Here is a 15,848-nt window from a genome sequence, read left to right on the forward strand (position 1 = left end):
TGGGATAATAAGATGTTGAATAGATTATTGCTTGCCTGCGTGCTGGCGGCGCTGGCCGGATCGGTGCTGGCCGATTCCCTAACCAATACGGCATCCGAGAAAATTTCGGTAGGTGCAGTTTCGGTCGTGGTTGCTCCCGCAGCCAGTATCGCCGCTAGTGCCACCGGGCATGGGGAATCTGCCCTGGGGCCGGTGCTGGCAGTGACGGGTAGTGGCTATGTGATTGTTGGGCTGGTTGAAGGCTCGGGCGATGTCATCAAGCTGACGCTCGAATCGCTGCAGGGTGGGGCCAAGCTATCGGTGGAATTGTCGCGCAGCACGGTCAAGGCTTCTGGTGCGGCCATCGGCAGCGCAGTGCAGGTAACGGCGACGGCCAGCGGTACCCTGCTGGTGGTGTCTGGCAAGGTGCTGGCCTTTATCCCCAACAAACTGGGCGAAGCCCTGCTGGAGCATAGCCGTGTCCCGTCGTGAAACTTGCTGGAAATGGCTGCAGGCCGCGGCCTTCTGCCTGCCTTTGCTGGCCCATGCCGGCCAGGCGTGTGAAGAAAAACCGCTGACGCCGGAAACCTTCCGGATGGCCATGCAAACCGCCGAACAGTTGCAGACCAAGCTCAATGAAGTGGACAGCAATGTGGTGGTGGTGGGGCGCATGGGGCAGGACCTGTCCAAGTACGGCCTGCGCTATACCCATTTTGGCATCATGTTCCGCCCGGAAAGCGGCGGGCGCTGGCGGGTGGCACATTTGCTGAACGAGTGCGGCAGCGATCGCTCCGACTTGTGGTACGAGGGCCTGGGCAATTTCTTCCTCGACGATATGTTCCGCTTTGATGCCGTGCTGCTGATACCGCCGCCGGCGGTGGTTGACCGGCTGTTGCCGCAACTGCGGGCAGGCCGTCCCTTGCGCGCGCTGCACACGCCCCGTTACAACTTGGTGGCCTACCCTTTCTCCACGCGCTACGAAAATTCCAATACCTGGGTACTGGAAACGCTGGCCGCGGCTTCCACGCGCGAAACGCGTATCAGCAGCCGCGAACAGGCGCAGATGTGGCTGAAGCTGAACGGGTACCAGCCTACCGAAATGAATATCGGCCCCATGACCCGGTTGGGTGGCCGCATGTTCAAGGCCAATGTGGCGTTTGACGATCATCCTGGTGACTTGCGCTATAGCAACCGCATTCAGACAGTCTCGGTGGATTCCATCATCCACTTTTTTGATGAGCGCCAGGAAGGCTGGAAAATCATCGAATTGCCCGGCCCGCAAGCTGCTCGCCGCTTCTGAGCCTGTCGTATCGTGTTAGTGGCTGAATTGCTGGAACAGCCGCTTGCGCAATTCGGCAATGCCGCTGCCTACCGCAGACGACAACTGGCTGTAGCGCGATGGACCCACCGCCAGCGCTTCGCTGGCGGCATCGAACTGCCCCTGGTTGATCAATTCAGCCACGCGTGCGGCTTCCAGATGGAATTGGCGGTGGTTTTCCACCAACTGCAGGTAGGCAGCATACTGGGCACAATTGGTCCGGCCCTCCTCTTGCAGCCAGCGGCCCAGCTCACAGCTACAGGCATCGGCAATCTGCGCGCAGTCCAGCTTCCTGCCTTCCAGCATGGCCATGCGCAGCTCCAATTTCATTTCAAAATGCAGCAGCAGGGCATCTTCTAGATTCATGCCATTTCTCCGCCATCTCGACCCCGAGCTGTCAATATAGACAGGGAGAATCCGTCAAAGCCAGCCCGGTTTCAACTGCGGCCGCTTTATTCGCGGTGCCAGGATTGGCTGGTGGCGCGCAGCAACTGCTGCCGGTTGGCTTCGCCAGCATTTGCCGCCTGCATAAAGCGATCCAGCGAGACTTGCTCTGGCCATGGAGCATCGGTGTTCTGCCAGTGCTGCAGGCGGTCGATGCGGAAATGCCGGTAGTCTTGCCGCAGCAGGCACCAAGCCGCCAGCGTCCAGCGATCCCCCCAGAAAAACAGGCCCAGCGGCAAGACACTGCGTTGACTGCCCTGCCCTTGTTCATCGCGATAAGTGATGGCCACGGCCTGCCGCTGCAAAATGGCATCCCGCAGTGCTGTCAGGCGTTCACAGGGGTAATTGTGATGTTGCGGTACAAACAGCGGTGCCGGTATCAGTCCGGCGGAGCCCAGCACGGCGTGAATCTTGGCCAGTGCGCTGGCTGCCGCATTGGCGGTGGCCGGGTCGGCCCAGCCGGCCAGCATGCGCGCACCCACCTCCAGCGCAGCCAGTTCGTCGGCAGAAAAACTCAATGGCGGTGGGCTAAAGCCCTGCTCCAGCCAGTAGCCCTCGCCTGCCTCGCCATTGACCGGCGCACCGCTAGAGAGCAAGTCGGCCATGTCGCGGTAGACGGTGCGTATCGATACTTCCAGCCACGCGGCCAACTGCGCTGCCGTGGTGCGGCGGCGACCGCGCAGCAGGTGCAGGATTTGTAATAGACGGTCGGCGCGGCGCATGGCTGTGTGCTCTGGCTGCCGTTGACTCAGGGGCTTACCGGGCTGCATAACTCCAGCAGCATGCCATCCGGGCAACGCAGGAAAGATACCGTCTGGCCCCAGGGTTTTACCTGTGGTGCCGCTAGTTCGCTGGCACCGGCAGCCAGTGCGGCCTGGTGTGCTGCCATCACGTCATCAGTAGCCAGGGCGATTTCCACTCCCAGCGGCAGTGCGCCTTCATCGGCAAAGCGAAAACCCTGCGGATGATTGCCCAGCGCCAGCGCCTTGCTGGCAAAGGACAGGGTGGTGTCGCCGGTGTCCAGCTCGCCATAGTCGCCTTCCGGGGTGAGAAAGCGGCGCGAGAAGCCGAATGCCGTTTCAAAAAAGGCCAGCGAGCCGGCAACATCCGCCACATAAACAATGGTGTAGGCAAATTTCATCCTGCTTCCCTTCCTGCTATGGCGTGGGACTGCTGCTCCTGCGCCAGTGCGATGATCTGGGCGATGGCCTGCCGTGCCTGCGGGCTGTTATGCCAACAGCTAGAGCCAATTGCCTGCGCCACTTGCCAGGTGATGTCGGCGGCTTGCTGGCCGGCCAACTGGCGCAGGCTGCTAAAGCCGATCTGCTCCAGTCTGGCGATGACGGTCGGGCCAACCCCCTTGAGTGCCAGCAGTAGCTGGCGTTCATGCTGACTGAATGACATGGTTTGTTCTCCGTAGTGGGCTTGGCCGTGCCACATGACAATAGTGTTAATGCTTATGTCATTGTGGGGCCAGCCCTATGGGGCTGGCAATATCGACTGTCCGCCCGCTTCAGGGTTCCAGATGCAGGCCGATGATATTGCCCTCGCTGTCTTCCAGCAGCGCGATATCGCCATTGCCATCTTCTAGCGTGGTGATGGCTTGCAGCACCTTGCCGCCCGCCATTTTTACCCGCTCCAAGGTAGCCGCCAGATCCGGTCCGCCATCCAGATAAATACGGCAGCCCTGGCCGGCTGCCGGCAGGCGCGGGCTGGCCATGATGCAGCCGGAGCTGTCGGGGAATACCGCGATTTTTTCCTGCGATACCAGGCAGAACTCCAGTTTTAACTGCAACTGGAACACCTGCTGATAAAAGGCAACCGCACGGTCAAAATTGGCGGCGGGGATTTCAAACCAGTGAATCAGCGACATGATATGGCTCCAAAAAGGTGACGGCGGGATGCCGTAGCCACAGCATGCGCGCCCCCTGCTGACAGCGTGTTGTCAGTGGCTGCTGGGGGGCGCAAAAAAGCCACCGGCTGGCGGTGGCGGTGGGCGATCAAGGCAGGTGGCACTAGTCCAGCTGACCGGCCAGCGCGGCCAGCACCCGCGCACTGGTAGCCTGCGGGTGGGCGGTGATGCGCAGCATATGGCGCACGGCGGAGTGTTGCGGGCGGTGGATGGCAATGCCGTTTTGCAACAGGTGGCGCTGGATGGCTTCGGCCTGGGGGGCGTCCGGATAAGCGACGCAGACAAAATTGGTGTGCGATGGCAGTGGTGTCAGGCCCTGGTCGTACAAGGCATGGCTCAGGTGATGGCGCAGGGTGATGGTTTGGGCCACCAGCTTGCGTGAGTAGTCCGGGTCGTCCAGCACAATCTGGGCCGCGGCCTGGGCAATGCTGGACAGCGCGTATTGCGGGCGGATCTGGTCGGCCTTGGCGATGATGTCGGCACTGGCGATGGCGTAGCCTACCCGCAGCCCGGCCAGCGCATAGGCCTTGGACAGGGTGCGCAGGCGCAGGGTGTGCGGCAGGATGCCAGCAGGCGGCGCATCGGCGGCATCGGTACAGAAATCGACATAGGCCTCGTCCAGCAGCAGCAGGGTGTGCGGCGGCAGCGCGGCGCGCAGACAGAGGATGTCTTCGGCTTGCCAGTAATGGCCGGTGGGATTGTCGGGGTTGGCCAGATACAGTACCGAGGCATGCTCGGCACGCGCCACTTCGGCCAGCCGCGCCAGATCGGGCTGCATGTGCTGGCCACGCTGGCAATACGGTACTTCCAGCACGCGGGCCCCCACGCCTTCGGCAAAGTAGCGGAAGGTGGGATAGGTGCCGGCGGTGGTGACCACGGCATCGCCCGGATTACAGGTCAGCCGCAGTGCCAGCAGGATCAGGCTGTCAGCCCCGGTATCAAACAGCACTTCAGCCGGGCTCACGCCGTTCAGCTTTGCCGCGCGCTCCCGCAGCGCATGCGCGTACGGGTCGGGATACAGCCTGGCCATTTCCGCCAGTGCCTTGCCTAGCTCGCCAGCCAGTGGCGATACCGGATCCGGCAGGCTCTCGTTGGAGCCGATGCGGGTTTTGATGCGGTGCCCCAGCGCCGTTTCCAGTTTCACGATGCCGGGAAACGGGTTGACGATGGTATGGTGTTCCAGATGGCGAGCAAAACGGGTCATGGCAACTATTCCGTCCTTCGGTCAGCACATTCTAACTGTTGTCGTGGCATGGCTAAATCAGCTTGTCTGCTAAGCATTACCCGCCAACTGGAAAGCCAGTGCGGCAAGCCAGGCCATACGGCAACAAGGCCGGAGCGCAGTGCTGCCGGCCGGGTAAAAAAAGGTAAGGGCCCGTTTTATTGCGCCGGGCGTAGCTGCGCCGCCGGTGCCGAAGCATGGGTACGCGCTGCTTCCTGCTTGGGCAGGAACAGGTTGCCTTTATAGCCACAGGCAGTCACGACAAGGCTCAGGGCAAGGCAGGTCAGCATGGTTCGCAGCATAAAAGGCAGTCCGATGTGGCAAAATCCCGAGTCTAGCACACCGCAATTCAAGGAAGAGACGACATGAACGAAAGCGAATTTCTGGATGTGACCGATCGCATTTTCAGCCGCATCGAAGATGCCATTGACGATGCCGGTCTGGACGCCGACTTTGTCACTAATGGCAATGTGCTGGAAATCGAATTCGACGACGGCGGCAAGATCGTGGTGAACCGCCATGCGGCCAACCAGGAACTGTGGATAGCCGCCAAAAGCGGTGGCTATCACTTTGCCTGCAAGGACGGCCAGTGGCTGGCCACCCGTGACGGTGCCGAATTCTTTGCCACGCTGCGCAGGGCCATTGCTGACGCCTGTGGCCAGCCGGATCTGGAACTGGATATCTGATGGATGCCGTCTGGCTGGCACTGGGCGGCCTGACGGTATCCGCCTTTACCTCGGCCACCATCCTGCCGGGCAACTCGGAAGTCGTGTTGGCCGCCTTTGTTTACAAATGGCCGGACTGGCTGTGGCTGGCCCTGCTGCTGGCCACCGTGGCCAACAGTGCCGGCAGCATCACCAGCCTGTGGCTGGGGCGCCGCGCCCCGCGCAAGGAACTGTCGCCAAGGCTGGAGCGCTGGTTTACCCGCTTTGGCCCGGCGGTATTGCTGTTGTCCTGGGTGCCGCTGATTGGCGACGCCCTGCCGTTGGCTGCCGGCTGGCTACGGCTGCCATGGCTGGCCAGCATCGTCTGGCTCACCTTGGGCAAGGCACTGCGCTATCTGGTGCTGGCCTGGGGCGTGCTGGCATTGGCCTGAGTGGAAACAAGGGGTTGGCGCGTGCTGGCTGGGAAGGTTTACAATTCAGGCAATTCTTCTCTCGAGCTTCCATGAGCCAACATATTCCCCGCAAACGCTTTGGCCAGAATTTTCTGCAAGATGCCAGCGTGATTGAAAACATCGTGCATGCGGTCAATCCGCAGCCGGACGATGTCGTCATCGAAATCGGCCCCGGCCTGGGGGCCATTACCCAGCCGCTGCTCGACCGACTGCGTCACCTGCACGTGGCCGAAATCGACCGCGACATCATTGCCCGGCTGAAAAAGGAATTCCCGCCGGAACGCCTCACCATCCACGAAGGCGATGCCCTGAAGTTTGACTTCGGCTCCATTACCGATGGCGCGTTCAAGATTGTCGGCAACCTGCCCTACAACATTTCCACCCCGCTGCTGTTTCACCTGGCCAGCTTTGGCCAGCGTGTCACCGACATGCATTTCATGTTGCAAAAGGAAGTGGTGGACCGCATGCTGGCCGAGCCGTCCACCCCGGATTTCGGCCGCCTGACGGTAATGCTGCAGTACCGCTTTGAAATGGAGCTGGTGCTGAACGTGCCGCCGGGTGCGTTCTGGCCGCCGCCGAAGGTGGATTCCGCCGTAGTGCGCATGATTCCGGCGCCAGGCCGCTGTGGCGTGGCCAAGGATGAAGCGCAACTGGAAGCGCTGGTCACCAAGGCCTTCTCGCAGCGCCGCAAGACCTTGCGCAACAACCTCAAGGGGGTGCTGGAGCTGGCCGATTTCGCAGCGCTGGGCATAGAGCCGGGCCTGCGGCCGGAGAACCTGCAGGTGGAAGACTTCGTGCGCATGGCGAACCACCTGGCCGGCTGAACTGTCGCAACAAATTGACAAGTGCGGCCCTGAGGGTTGCGCTTGTTGCAGTGCCGCTTGCATTCGGCTTGCCTCTGGCAGCAGAATCGCAAACTTTTCACCCCGGCACGTTCGGGGTGTGCAGTAATACAGGGAGAACCGCCCGCAAACAGAGGCGGTGACTGTAAGCAGGACGTCCGGCCTTCGGCTGGCGGGTCGGTAAACGGGGGTTTACCGCAGTGGCCCGACAGCAGAAGCAGATGCCTGCTGCTGGTGAAACCAGCCTATAACAGCAGTGCCTGCGGCCTTCAGGCTGAGGGCAGTGAATCTATCAAGGACCCCAGGAGAAACTGATTATGAAGCTTTGCACCCGTCTCATTTGCGCAGCAACCCTGGCCGCTCTGGCCAGCACCCCGGCCATGGCCGCCGAACTGACCGGCACCCTGAAGAAAATCAAGGAAACCGGTGTCATCGTGCTGGGCAACCGTGACGCCTCCATCCCTTTCTCCTACTACGACAATAACCAGAAGCCGGTAGGCTACTCGGTAGACCTGGCCAACAAGGTTGTCGATGCGCTGAAGAAAGAGCTGAAAATGCCCAATCTGCAGGTCAAGTACAATCTGGTGACCTCGCAAACCCGTATTCCGCTGGTACAAAACGGTACCGTCGACCTGGAATGTGGCTCTACCACCAATAATGTGGAACGCCAGAAGCAAGTGGCCTTCTCGGTGGGCATTTTTGAAATCGGCACCCGTCTGCTTACCGCCAAGACCTCCGGCGTGAAAGACTTTGCCGACCTCAAGGGCAAGAACGTGGTGACTACCGCCGGTACCACCTCCGAACGCCTGCTCAAGGCGATGAATGCCGAGAAGCAACTGGGCATGAACATCATCTCCGCCAAGGACCATGGCGAATCCTTCCTGATGCTGGAATCGGGCCGTGCCGTTGCCTTCATGATGGACGACGCCCTGCTGTACGGTGAAATGGCCAAGGCCAAGAACCCGGCAGGCTGGGTGGTGACCGGCAAGCCGCAGTCCTTCGAAATCTACGGCTGCATGCTGCGCAAGGACGACGCTGCCTTCAAGAAGGTGGTGGACGATGCCATCAAGGCCACCTACAAGTCCGGCGAAGTGAACAAGATCTACGCCAAGTGGTTTACCAGCCCGGTTCCGCCCAAGGGCCTGAACCTGAACTTCCCGATGTCCGAAGAGGTGAAGGAACTGATCGCCAAGCCGACCGACAAGGCCGCCGAATAAGCGATTCTTCCCTGTAGTGCAGATGCATGAGCCGGCAGATGCCGGCTCAATTGCTGCCAGTCCGTCCCCTTGTATCGCCCGGAGCCATCATGGCCGTGCAGGGTCGGCTGTGGCGCATCTGCCTGTTCTGCCTGCGCAATGCAGGCAGGGACTTCATCCGACCATCCTGTTTTCCCCTTACCGGGAAGCAGGCTGCTGTCGGCAGCAGACACTTGCGTCTGCTTGCATCAGGAGAAAAACATGAATTACCACTGGGACTGGGGCATCTTCTTCAAGTCCACCGGTGTCGGCAGCGAAATCTACCTGAACTGGTTTGTGTCCGGTCTGGGCTGGACCATCGCCGTGGCGCTGGCCGGCTGGATCATCGCCCTCTTGCTTGGTTCGGTATTGGGCGTGATGCGCACCTTGCCGGGCAAGCTGTTGCCCACCATTGCCACCGCCTATGTCGAGCTGTTCCGCAACGTACCGCTGCTGGTGCAGTTGTTCATCTGGTACTTCCTGGTACCGGACTTGCTGCCCACGCCGCTGGAAATGTGGTTCAAGCAAGGCATCAGCCCGGCAACTTCCGCCTATCTGTCGGTGGTGGTGTGTCTGGGGCTGTTTACCGCGGCACGGGTGTGCGAACAGGTGCGTACCGGCATTCAGGCCTTGCCGCGCGGCCAGAACAATGCTGCGCTGGCCATGGGTTTCAGCACTGCGCAGACTTACCGCTTCGTGCTGCTGCCGCAGGCTTTCCGCATCATCATTCCGCCGCTCACCAGCGAGTTCCTGAACATTTTCAAGAACTCTTCGGTGGCGTCCCTGATCGGCCTGATGGAGCTCTTGGCGCAAACCAAGCAGACCGCCGAGTTTTCCGCCAACATCTTTGAAGCCTTCACCCTGGCAACGTTGATTTACTTTGTCCTCAACATGAGCCTGATGGGCTTCATGGCCTGGGTGGAAAAGCGGGTACGCATTCCCGGCATGATGGGAGGTAGCAAATAATGGCCCTCGATTTCAGTCAGATCATTCCCGCCCTGCCAGGCCTGGCCGACGGCATGGCGCTGACGCTCAAACTGCTGCTGCTGGCCGTAGGCGGCGGCGTGGTGCTGGGCACCCTGCTGGCACTGGCACGTCTGTCGGACAACCTGCTGCTGTCGCGGCTGGCCAAGTGGTACGTCAATTACTTCCGGTCCATCCCCCTGCTGCTGGTCATTTCCTGGTTCTACCTGGTGGTGCCCATGGTGCTGAGCTGGATTACCGGCGATTTAACCCCGGTCGGCGCATTCACCTCCTGCCTGGTGGCCTTCGTGATGTTCGAGGCGGCGTATTTCTCCGAAATCGTCCGTGCCGGCATCCAGTCCATTTCGCGTGGGCAGATCAATGCCGCCTACGCCCTGGGCATGACTTACAGCCAGGCCATGCGGCTGGTGATCCTGCCGCAGGCCTTTCGCAAAATGATGCCGCTGTTGCTACAGCAAAGTATCATCCTGTTTCAGGACACTTCGCTGGTATATGCGGTAGGCTTGATGGACTTTCTCAACACCGCCCGTTCCAAGGGCGATATCGTGGGTTTGCCGCATGAATTCCTGCTGTTTGCCGGAGCGGTATACTTCGTGATCAGTTTTGGCGCGTCGCAATGCGTGAAGCGTCTGCAAAAAAGGTTGGCGGTATGAGCGCGATGATTAGCATCAACAATGTAAACAAGTGGTATGGCGATTTTCAGGTACTGACCGATTGCACCACCGGTGTGAAAAAAGGCGAAGTGGTGGTGGTGTGTGGCCCTTCCGGCTCCGGCAAGTCCACCCTGATCAAGTGCGTGAATGCACTGGAGCCCTTCCAGAAGGGTGAAATCATTGTCGACGGCATCTCGGTGGGCGATCCGAAAACCGATCTGCCCAAGCTGCGCAGCCGTGTCGGCATGGTGTTCCAGCACTTCGAGCTGTTCCCCCATCTGTCCATCACCGAAAACCTGGCCATTGCCCAGGTGAAGGTGCTGGGCCGCAGTCAGGAAGAGGCACGCGACAAGGGCCTGAAGCTGCTGGACCGGGTTGGCCTGAAAGCGCATGCGCACAAATTCCCCGGCCAGTTGTCCGGCGGTCAGCAGCAGCGCGTGGCCATTGCCCGTGCGCTGGCGATGGATCCGATTGCCATGCTGTTTGACGAGCCCACCAGTGCGCTGGACCCGGAAATGATCAACGAAGTGCTGGACGTGATGACCGAGCTGGCACAGGAGGGCATGACCATGATGTGCGTCACCCACGAAATGGGTTTTGCCCGCCGCGTGGCGCATCGTGTCATCTTCATGGACAAGGGTGCCATCGTGGAGGATTGCGACAAGGACGCCTTCTTTGGCGATATCAATGCCCGTTCCGAGCGCGCCCGCCAGTTCCTGTCCAAGATTCTGCAGCACTGAAAGTGTCAGTCTGCAGTAGTGAAAACCCGGCCCAGGCCGGGTTTTTCATCTGCGCGCTGGCCCGGTCGCACTCCGGCGGCTGGCGGAAACGCAGGATTTGCCGCGCACGCATGACACGGCGGCCTTAATTAGTTGATAATAATTATAAGTGCTGTAATCGTTATTGTATTATCTATGGAGTAAAATCCTGCAAAGCTCCCTGCTACGCACCTACACTGACATGAGTGTTAATGATTTGTTGCCAGGCACATCCATGTATTCGACCCGCTATCTCGGGCGACAGCCCATTGTCGATGCCAATCAGCAACTGGTGGCATACGAACTGTTGTTCCGCTCCAGCCAGGCCAATGTCGCGCGGGTGAACGATGATGTGATGGCCACCACGGCGGTGATCCGCCATGCCTTTGTCGATCTGGGCGTGGGCGAAGTGCTGGGTGACCGGCTGGGCTTCATCAATGTCAGCGATACCCTGCTGATGGATGACCTGCTGGATGTCTTGCCCTGCGACAAGGTGGTGCTGGAGATCCTGGAAACGGTGAAGGTAACTCCGCCCTTGCTGGAAAGGCTGGCAGATCTGCGGCGCAAGGGTTTTCGCCTGGCCATGGATGATGTCATCGAGCTGGATGAAGATCGCCGCGCCCTGCTGCCGCTGGTGGACATCATCAAGATTGATCTGGTGGCGCTCAGCCTGCTGCAATTACGCGAACTGGTTGCCCAGCTCGCCGGTTTTCCCGGCATCCTGCTGGCGGAGAAAGTGGATACGCTAGAGCAGTTCGCGCTGTGCCGCGAACTGGGCATCCAGTGGTTCCAGGGCTATTTCTTTGCCCGGCCTACGGTATTGTCCACCCGCCAGGCCAATGCCAGCCAGCATGCCATGCTCAGCCTGCTGGGATTGCTGATGAGCGATGCCGATAATGAGGAACTGGCGCAGGCGCTGAAGCTGGCCCCCGATGTGGTGTTGATGCTGATGAAGCTCAGCAGTACCGCTTCCGTGGCAAGCCGTCGTCCGGTGTCCTCGGTGCAGGAGGCCATCATGGTGCTGGGGCGGGCCAGGATCAAGCGCTGGTCCATGCTGCTGCTGTTTGCCAGCAATGCCACCAATATCGAACCGCAGCGCAATCCACTGCTGGAGCTGGCCGCCACGCGCGGGCGCATCATGGAACTGCTGGCCGAAACCTGTTATCCACAGCGACGGGACGTGCAGGAAAGTGCCTTCATGATCGGCATGTTGTCGCTGGTGGATGTACTGGTGCAGCAGCCCAAGGCAGAGGTGATTGCCAGCCTGCCGGTGGATGACATGCTCAAAGAGGCTGTACTGCAGGGCCGGCATGCCTTGGGCGAATTGCTGCGCGTGACCGAATCGCTGGAAAACGAAGCCGCGCCAACGCTGCCCGGTTACGATCCAGAAATGCTGATGCGGGTGCAGACCCAGGCGCTGGACTGGGTCAACAGCATGTGGAAATAGGCGTACCCGCCGCACTGTCGCGCAGTCTTCCCCAGCTCAGGAAGATTTGGCGTTGTCACCATCCTGGTCGTGCAGGCGGCTGAGAAAGCCCTGTACCCGCTCGTTATCCTTGGGCAGCCAGTCCAGCATCTCATGCAGCATCCGGTCGTATTCGGCCACATCCTGGTTTTTCTTGCGTAGCTGCTCCCGGACCCGCAGCAGAATGGCACAGGCGTTCATGCCGGTACGCTCGTTGTACAGGCGCATGGCCATTTCGTGCAGCATATGGCCGGCTTCGGCGGCGCGGCCCTCGGTCGTCAGCTCCACCGCCCGGTTACTCTGCTCCTGCAATTCGGCATACGCATGTTCGATCCGCTCGCTGCAGTGCGGATGCTTGCGGGCAATCTCTTGCAGTGTGGCCAACTCGTGGCGGCTATAGGCAAAACGCATGGTGATGGTGCGCGTCCAGTCTTCCAGCAGTGCCGGGTCGGGCAGGGTTTCCGGCAGACGGACCACCGCACCCAGAAAACGCTGGGCCGATTCAAAATGGACAAAGGGTTTGAGCAGGTCATCGGCCGCCTGCTTGAGCACGGCCAGCGCCTCCTCGGCCCGCTGTTGCACCAGTGCGGTCAGTGCCTTGCATGTCAGCAAGGTGAACTGGGCTTCGGGGCGATCGGCCAGGCTGGCGCTGATTTCCGCCTGTAGCCGGTCGATATTCTGGGTGTTGCCAGTCTCGGAATAGGCTTGCAGCAGGTCAATCAGCACCTCGGGGCCAAAGAAATTATTGTTGCGCCCCACTTCCACCGCGCGTTGCAGGTACTGAGCGCCCTTTTCCGGATCGCCAGCGCGCAACGCCGCGGTGCCACAGCTTTTCAGCCGGTGGAAATTGCGCGGTGAAATGCTGACCGCCTTTTCCAGCACATCCACCGCCTGGGCATACTGGCCTTCGTCAATCAGGTTTTGCGCCAGCAGATCGTAGGCATCGGTGTACAGCGGGGCATCCTGGATGATTTCCTTGAGCAGTGCGCTGGATTCGCCCTGCATGCCCTGGTCGGCCTGAATGCGCGCCACCCCCATCTTGGCCCAGGGAATCACCTTGCTTTCCAGCAGCTCCTGGTAAATGTGCAGTGCTTCGCCCTGGCGGCCTTCGGTCACCAGTAGCTCGGCGCACAGGCGGTTGGCATCAATGCGGTTGGCCGTCCCCGGTGCGGCGGCCGCCAGTTGCTGCAAGGTATTGATGGCGGCACTGCGATTGCCCTTTTCCAGCAGTTCATGTGCCGGGGCCAGAAACTGCTTGCGCTTGTGGGCATTGTTCATGCGGGTGAGCAGCAAGTTGGAATTGAAAGGCTTGAGGATGTAGTCATCCGGTGCCATTTCGGCGGCAGCCACCACCCGTTCGTACTTGCGCTCGCCGGTAATCATGATCCAGATAGTGGATAGCGGCAGCGCTCCGGTCTTGCGTAGCGCTTCCAGCAATTCCTGGCCGTCCATGCCATCGCCAAGGTTGTAGTCGCACAGCACGACATCAAAGCGCCGCCCCTTCAGCCTGGCCCGCCCTTCGGCTGCGCTGCTGACCGCGTCGGAACGCGTGATGCCGGCCATGGACAGCATGGTGCGCAGCCCCTGGCGCACGGTAAGCGAGTCCTCGATGATGAGGACAGTGGTGTTTTCGTCGAAATACATCTGTTATGTTCCGGTCGCCCGTGCAGGTGGCGCAGTGTGTGCCTGCGGCAGCAGGCTCAGACGATGTCCAGATGGTCGATGCCATCCAGCGGGTCACGGCCTTTCGAGCTTTCGCTGTAGAGCTTGATTTTCAGGCGCAGGTCGTTGATGGAATCGGCATTGCGCAGTGCGTCTTCGTAACTGATATAACCGGCTTCAAACAGGTCGAACAGCGACTGGTCGAAGGTTTGCATGCCGGACTCGCGCGAACGGCCCATCACCTCCTTCAGGCTGGCAATCTCACCTTTGAAGATCATGTCGGAAATCAGCGGGGTGTTAAGCAGGATTTCCACTGCGGCCACCCGCCCGCGTCCGCTCTTGATCGGCAGCAGGCGCTGCGAAATGATGGAGCGCATGTTCAGCGACAGGTCCATCAGCACCTGCTGGTGGCGCTCTTCCGGGAAGAAGTTGAGAATGCGGTCCAGCGCCTGGTTGGCATTGTTGGCGTGCAGCGTGGCCAGGCACAAGTGGCCGGTTTCGGCAAACTGCAGTGCATAGCCCATGGTTTCCCGATCGCGGATTTCCCCCATCAGGATCACGTCCGGTGCCTGACGCAGGGTGTTTTTCAGCGCGATTTCCCAGTCTTCGGTATCCACCCCCACCTCGCGCTGGGTCACGATGCATTTCTTGTGCTGATGCACGTATTCGATCGGGTCCTCGATGGTGATGATGTGGTCCTGGTTATGGCTGTTGCGCCAGTCAACCAGTGCGGCCAGCGAGGTGGATTTACCCGAGCCGGTGCCACCCACGAAAATCACCAGCCCGCGCTTGATCAGCGCGATGTCCTGAAGCACCTCGGGCAGGTTCAGCTTGTCGAAGGTGGGAATTTCGGTATTGATCTTGCGCAGCACCATGCCGGCACAGCCTTGCTGGATGAAGGCACTGACCCGGAAGCGTCCGATGCCCGGCGGGTTGATGGCAAAGTTGGCTTCTTTCCTGGATTCGAACTCTTCGGTCTGCCGGTCGTTCATCACCGAGCGCACCAGCTCCTTGGTGTGCTGCGCCGACAAGGGCTGTGGTGCCACCGGCGTGATCTTGCCGTCTATCTTCATGGCCGGCGGAAATTCGGCGGAAATGAAGATGTCGGACGCGTTTTTACCGACCGCATGCTTGAGCAGGTCGTGAATGAATTTTGATGCCTGATCTTTTTCCATGGTTGCCATCCGGGCGGGCTAGCGTGCCTGCTGTAGTTTAGAACGCATCCTTGGACGCTGCTTTCTGTCTGGCCTCGTTAGGGGCCACGATATTGCGCCGCACCAGTTCCTGCAGGCACTGATCCAGCGTCTGCATGCCATATTGCTGGCCGGTCTGGATCATCGAGTTGATCTGGGCAATCTTGTTTTCGCGGATCAGGTTGCGGATGGCCGGCGTGCCGATCATGATCTCATGCGCCGCCACCCGGCCATTGCCGTCCTTGGTCTTGAGCAGGGTTTGCGAAATCACCGCCCGCACCGATTCGGACAGCATGGAGCGCACCATTTCCTTTTCACCCGCCGGGAACACGTCCACGATACGGTCGATGGTTTTTGCCGCCGAACTGGTGTGCAGGGTGCCGAATACCAGGTGACCGGTTTCCGCTGCTGTCAGCGCCAGCCGGATGGTTTCCAGATCGCGCAACTCGCCCACCAGAATCACGTCCGGGTCTTCACGCAAGGCCGAGCGCAGGGCATTGGAGAAACTGTGAGTCTGCAAGCCCAGCTCGCGCTGGTTGATCAGCGACTTTTTGCTTTCATGCACGAACTCGATCGGATCTTCCACCGTCAGGATGTGCGAATAATTGTTCTCGTTGACGAAATCCACCATGGCTGCCAGCGTGGTGGATTTGCCGGAGCCGGTCGGGCCGGTCACCAGCACCAGGCCGCGCGGGTAGCTGGCGATCTCCTGGAAGATCTTGGGCGCACCCAGTTGCTCCAGCGTCAGCACCTTGGACGGAATCACGCGGAATACCGCACCCATGCCGCGGTTCTGCACGAAGGCATTCACCCGGAAACGGGCGACGCCGGGCAGTTCGAAGGAAAAGTCGCACTCGAATTCGTCTTCGAAAATCTTGCGTTGATAGTCGTTCATGATGTCGTACACCATATCGTGTACATCATGATGGTCCAGCGGCGGCAGATTGATGCGACGCACATCCCCGTGTACCCGGATCATCGGAGGCAAACCGGCCGACAGGTGCAGGTCCGATGCCTTGTTCTTGACGGTAAAGGCCAAGAGCTCGGAAATTTCCATTTATAAT

General features: G+C 60.1%; 20 protein-coding genes. 10 read left to right on the forward strand and 10 right to left on the reverse strand.

Annotated elements, in window-relative coordinates:
• The first annotated feature begins 12 nt into the window (after nt 1–12).
• Nucleotides 13–471: a hypothetical protein gene (locus tag DLM_RS20070; protein ID WP_145985902.1), complete on the forward strand. Its 459-nt coding sequence runs from the start codon at nt 13–15 to the stop codon at nt 469–471.
• A complete protein-coding gene (locus tag DLM_RS20075; RefSeq protein WP_231959919.1) occupies nt 458–1,279 on the forward strand; it encodes a DUF2145 domain-containing protein in 822 nt (273 codons plus the stop codon). Before DLM_RS20070 ends, DLM_RS20075 begins: the two co-directional genes overlap by 14 nt.
• A 15-nt stretch (nt 1,280–1,294) precedes the next feature.
• On the opposite strand, the gene DLM_RS20080 is transcribed toward DLM_RS20075, so the two are convergent.
• The 7 genes from DLM_RS20080 to lptM all read right to left on the reverse strand — a co-directional run bounded on the left by DLM_RS20080 (nt 1,295) and on the right by lptM (nt 5,177).
• Entirely contained in the window at nt 1,295–1,663 is a 369-nt protein-coding gene (locus tag DLM_RS20080) for a CZB domain-containing protein (protein ID WP_089082476.1), read from the reverse strand.
• Between the two features lie 86 nt (nt 1,664–1,749).
• Complete coding sequence (locus DLM_RS20085) at nt 1,750–2,463, reverse strand: helix-turn-helix transcriptional regulator (protein WP_089082477.1); 714 nt, start codon at nt 2,461–2,463, stop codon at nt 1,750–1,752.
• Nucleotides 2,464–2,489: 26 nt separating this feature from the next.
• A complete protein-coding gene (locus tag DLM_RS20090; protein WP_089082478.1) occupies nt 2,490–2,882 on the reverse strand; it encodes a VOC family protein in 393 nt (130 codons plus the stop codon).
• Entirely contained in the window at nt 2,879–3,145 is a 267-nt protein-coding gene (locus tag DLM_RS20095) for a hypothetical protein (RefSeq protein WP_089082519.1), read from the reverse strand. The genes DLM_RS20090 and DLM_RS20095 overlap by 4 nt, the downstream gene beginning before the upstream one ends.
• Before the next feature lie 109 nt (nt 3,146–3,254).
• Nucleotides 3,255–3,614, reverse strand: coding sequence for a VOC family protein (locus DLM_RS20100; protein WP_089082479.1), 360 nt, complete (start codon nt 3,612–3,614; stop codon nt 3,255–3,257).
• Between the two features lie 142 nt (nt 3,615–3,756).
• Nucleotides 3,757–4,857 (reverse strand): pyridoxal phosphate-dependent aminotransferase, encoded by a 1,101-nt coding sequence (locus DLM_RS20105; protein WP_089082480.1) that lies wholly within the window; start codon nt 4,855–4,857, stop codon nt 3,757–3,759.
• A 176-nt stretch (nt 4,858–5,033) separates the two neighbouring features.
• A complete protein-coding gene (gene lptM, locus DLM_RS23455; RefSeq protein WP_167467177.1) occupies nt 5,034–5,177 on the reverse strand; it encodes an LPS translocon maturation chaperone LptM in 144 nt (47 codons plus the stop codon).
• A 63-nt stretch (nt 5,178–5,240) separates the two neighbouring features.
• On the opposite strand from lptM, the gene cyaY reads away from it, so the two are divergent.
• The 8 genes from cyaY to DLM_RS20145 all read left to right on the forward strand — a co-directional run bounded on the left by cyaY (nt 5,241) and on the right by DLM_RS20145 (nt 11,911).
• Nucleotides 5,241–5,561: an iron donor protein CyaY gene (gene cyaY, locus DLM_RS20110; RefSeq protein WP_089082481.1), complete on the forward strand. Its 321-nt coding sequence runs from the start codon at nt 5,241–5,243 to the stop codon at nt 5,559–5,561.
• Nucleotides 5,558–5,971 (forward strand): YqaA family protein, encoded by a 414-nt coding sequence (locus DLM_RS20115; RefSeq protein ID WP_089082482.1) that lies wholly within the window; start codon nt 5,558–5,560, stop codon nt 5,969–5,971. The genes cyaY and DLM_RS20115 overlap by 4 nt, the downstream gene beginning before the upstream one ends.
• Before the next feature lie 71 nt (nt 5,972–6,042).
• Nucleotides 6,043–6,816 (forward strand): 16S rRNA (adenine(1518)-N(6)/adenine(1519)-N(6))-dimethyltransferase RsmA, encoded by a 774-nt coding sequence (rsmA, locus tag DLM_RS20120; protein WP_089082483.1) that lies wholly within the window; start codon nt 6,043–6,045, stop codon nt 6,814–6,816.
• A gap of 335 nt (nt 6,817–7,151) precedes the next feature.
• The gene (locus tag DLM_RS20125) at nt 7,152–8,051 is read left to right on the forward strand and encodes a glutamate/aspartate ABC transporter substrate-binding protein (RefSeq protein WP_089082484.1); all 900 of its coding nucleotides are present in this window, start codon (nt 7,152–7,154) and stop codon (nt 8,049–8,051) included.
• A 240-nt stretch (nt 8,052–8,291) separates the two neighbouring features.
• A complete protein-coding gene (locus tag DLM_RS20130; RefSeq protein ID WP_089082485.1) occupies nt 8,292–9,035 on the forward strand; it encodes an amino acid ABC transporter permease in 744 nt (247 codons plus the stop codon).
• Nucleotides 9,035–9,706 (forward strand): ABC transporter permease subunit, encoded by a 672-nt coding sequence (locus tag DLM_RS20135; RefSeq protein ID WP_089082486.1) that lies wholly within the window; start codon nt 9,035–9,037, stop codon nt 9,704–9,706. The genes DLM_RS20130 and DLM_RS20135 overlap by 1 nt, the downstream gene beginning before the upstream one ends.
• 5 nt (nt 9,707–9,711) lie before the next feature.
• Nucleotides 9,712–10,446, forward strand: a complete 735-nt coding sequence (locus DLM_RS20140) for an amino acid ABC transporter ATP-binding protein (protein WP_089082520.1) — start codon at nt 9,712–9,714, stop codon at nt 10,444–10,446.
• A 253-nt stretch (nt 10,447–10,699) separates the two neighbouring features.
• Entirely contained in the window at nt 10,700–11,911 is a 1,212-nt protein-coding gene (locus DLM_RS20145) for an EAL and HDOD domain-containing protein (RefSeq protein WP_089082487.1), read from the forward strand.
• A 36-nt stretch (nt 11,912–11,947) separates the two neighbouring features.
• Here the strand turns inward: DLM_RS20145 and DLM_RS20150 are convergent, their stop codons facing one another.
• The 3 genes from DLM_RS20150 to DLM_RS20160 are packed head-to-tail and all read right to left on the reverse strand — an operon-like array spanning nt 11,948 to nt 15,841.
• Nucleotides 11,948–13,573: a response regulator gene (locus DLM_RS20150; RefSeq protein ID WP_089082488.1), complete on the reverse strand. Its 1,626-nt coding sequence runs from the start codon at nt 13,571–13,573 to the stop codon at nt 11,948–11,950.
• A gap of 56 nt (nt 13,574–13,629) precedes the next feature.
• Nucleotides 13,630–14,766 (reverse strand): PilT/PilU family type 4a pilus ATPase, encoded by a 1,137-nt coding sequence (locus DLM_RS20155; protein WP_089082521.1) that lies wholly within the window; start codon nt 14,764–14,766, stop codon nt 13,630–13,632.
• 37 nt (nt 14,767–14,803) lie between these two features.
• A complete protein-coding gene (locus DLM_RS20160; RefSeq protein ID WP_089082489.1) occupies nt 14,804–15,841 on the reverse strand; it encodes a type IV pilus twitching motility protein PilT in 1,038 nt (345 codons plus the stop codon).
• Between the last annotated feature and the right edge of the window lie 7 nt (nt 15,842–15,848).

The sequence above is a fragment of the Aquitalea magnusonii genome, from assembly GCF_002217795.2.
In the GTDB taxonomy this organism is placed as follows: Bacteria; Pseudomonadota; Gammaproteobacteria; order Burkholderiales; family Chromobacteriaceae; genus Aquitalea; species Aquitalea magnusonii_B.

What these genes read in the sequence shown, in the direction of transcription:
- DLM_RS20155 (WP_089082521.1), bottom strand. Translation starts at nt 14,766, where the DNA reads ATGGAAAAAGATCAGGCATCAAAATTCATTCACGACCTGCTCAAGCAT.
- DLM_RS20095 (WP_089082519.1), bottom strand. Translation starts at nt 3,145, where the DNA reads ATGTCATTCAGTCAGCATGAACGCCAGCTACTGCTGGCACTCAAGGGG.
- DLM_RS20105 (WP_089082480.1), bottom strand. Translation starts at nt 4,857, where the DNA reads ATGACCCGTTTTGCTCGCCATCTGGAACACCATACCATCGTCAACCCG.
- DLM_RS20145 (WP_089082487.1), top strand. Translation starts at nt 10,700, where the DNA reads ATGTATTCGACCCGCTATCTCGGGCGACAGCCCATTGTCGATGCCAAT.
- lptM (WP_167467177.1), bottom strand. Translation starts at nt 5,177, where the DNA reads ATGCTGCGAACCATGCTGACCTGCCTTGCCCTGAGCCTTGTCGTGACT.
- DLM_RS20090 (WP_089082478.1), bottom strand. Translation starts at nt 2,882, where the DNA reads ATGAAATTTGCCTACACCATTGTTTATGTGGCGGATGTTGCCGGCTCG.
- DLM_RS20125 (WP_089082484.1), top strand. Translation starts at nt 7,152, where the DNA reads ATGAAGCTTTGCACCCGTCTCATTTGCGCAGCAACCCTGGCCGCTCTG.
- DLM_RS20070 (WP_145985902.1), top strand. Translation starts at nt 13, where the DNA reads ATGTTGAATAGATTATTGCTTGCCTGCGTGCTGGCGGCGCTGGCCGGA.
- DLM_RS20100 (WP_089082479.1), bottom strand. Translation starts at nt 3,614, where the DNA reads ATGTCGCTGATTCACTGGTTTGAAATCCCCGCCGCCAATTTTGACCGT.
- DLM_RS20140 (WP_089082520.1), top strand. Translation starts at nt 9,712, where the DNA reads ATGATTAGCATCAACAATGTAAACAAGTGGTATGGCGATTTTCAGGTA.
- DLM_RS20135 (WP_089082486.1), top strand. Translation starts at nt 9,035, where the DNA reads ATGGCCCTCGATTTCAGTCAGATCATTCCCGCCCTGCCAGGCCTGGCC.
- cyaY (WP_089082481.1), top strand. Translation starts at nt 5,241, where the DNA reads ATGAACGAAAGCGAATTTCTGGATGTGACCGATCGCATTTTCAGCCGC.
- DLM_RS20080 (WP_089082476.1), bottom strand. Translation starts at nt 1,663, where the DNA reads ATGAATCTAGAAGATGCCCTGCTGCTGCATTTTGAAATGAAATTGGAG.
- DLM_RS20150 (WP_089082488.1), bottom strand. Translation starts at nt 13,573, where the DNA reads ATGTATTTCGACGAAAACACCACTGTCCTCATCATCGAGGACTCGCTT.
- rsmA (WP_089082483.1), top strand. Translation starts at nt 6,043, where the DNA reads ATGAGCCAACATATTCCCCGCAAACGCTTTGGCCAGAATTTTCTGCAA.
- DLM_RS20160 (WP_089082489.1), bottom strand. Translation starts at nt 15,841, where the DNA reads ATGGAAATTTCCGAGCTCTTGGCCTTTACCGTCAAGAACAAGGCATCG.
- DLM_RS20085 (WP_089082477.1), bottom strand. Translation starts at nt 2,463, where the DNA reads ATGCGCCGCGCCGACCGTCTATTACAAATCCTGCACCTGCTGCGCGGT.
- DLM_RS20130 (WP_089082485.1), top strand. Translation starts at nt 8,292, where the DNA reads ATGAATTACCACTGGGACTGGGGCATCTTCTTCAAGTCCACCGGTGTC.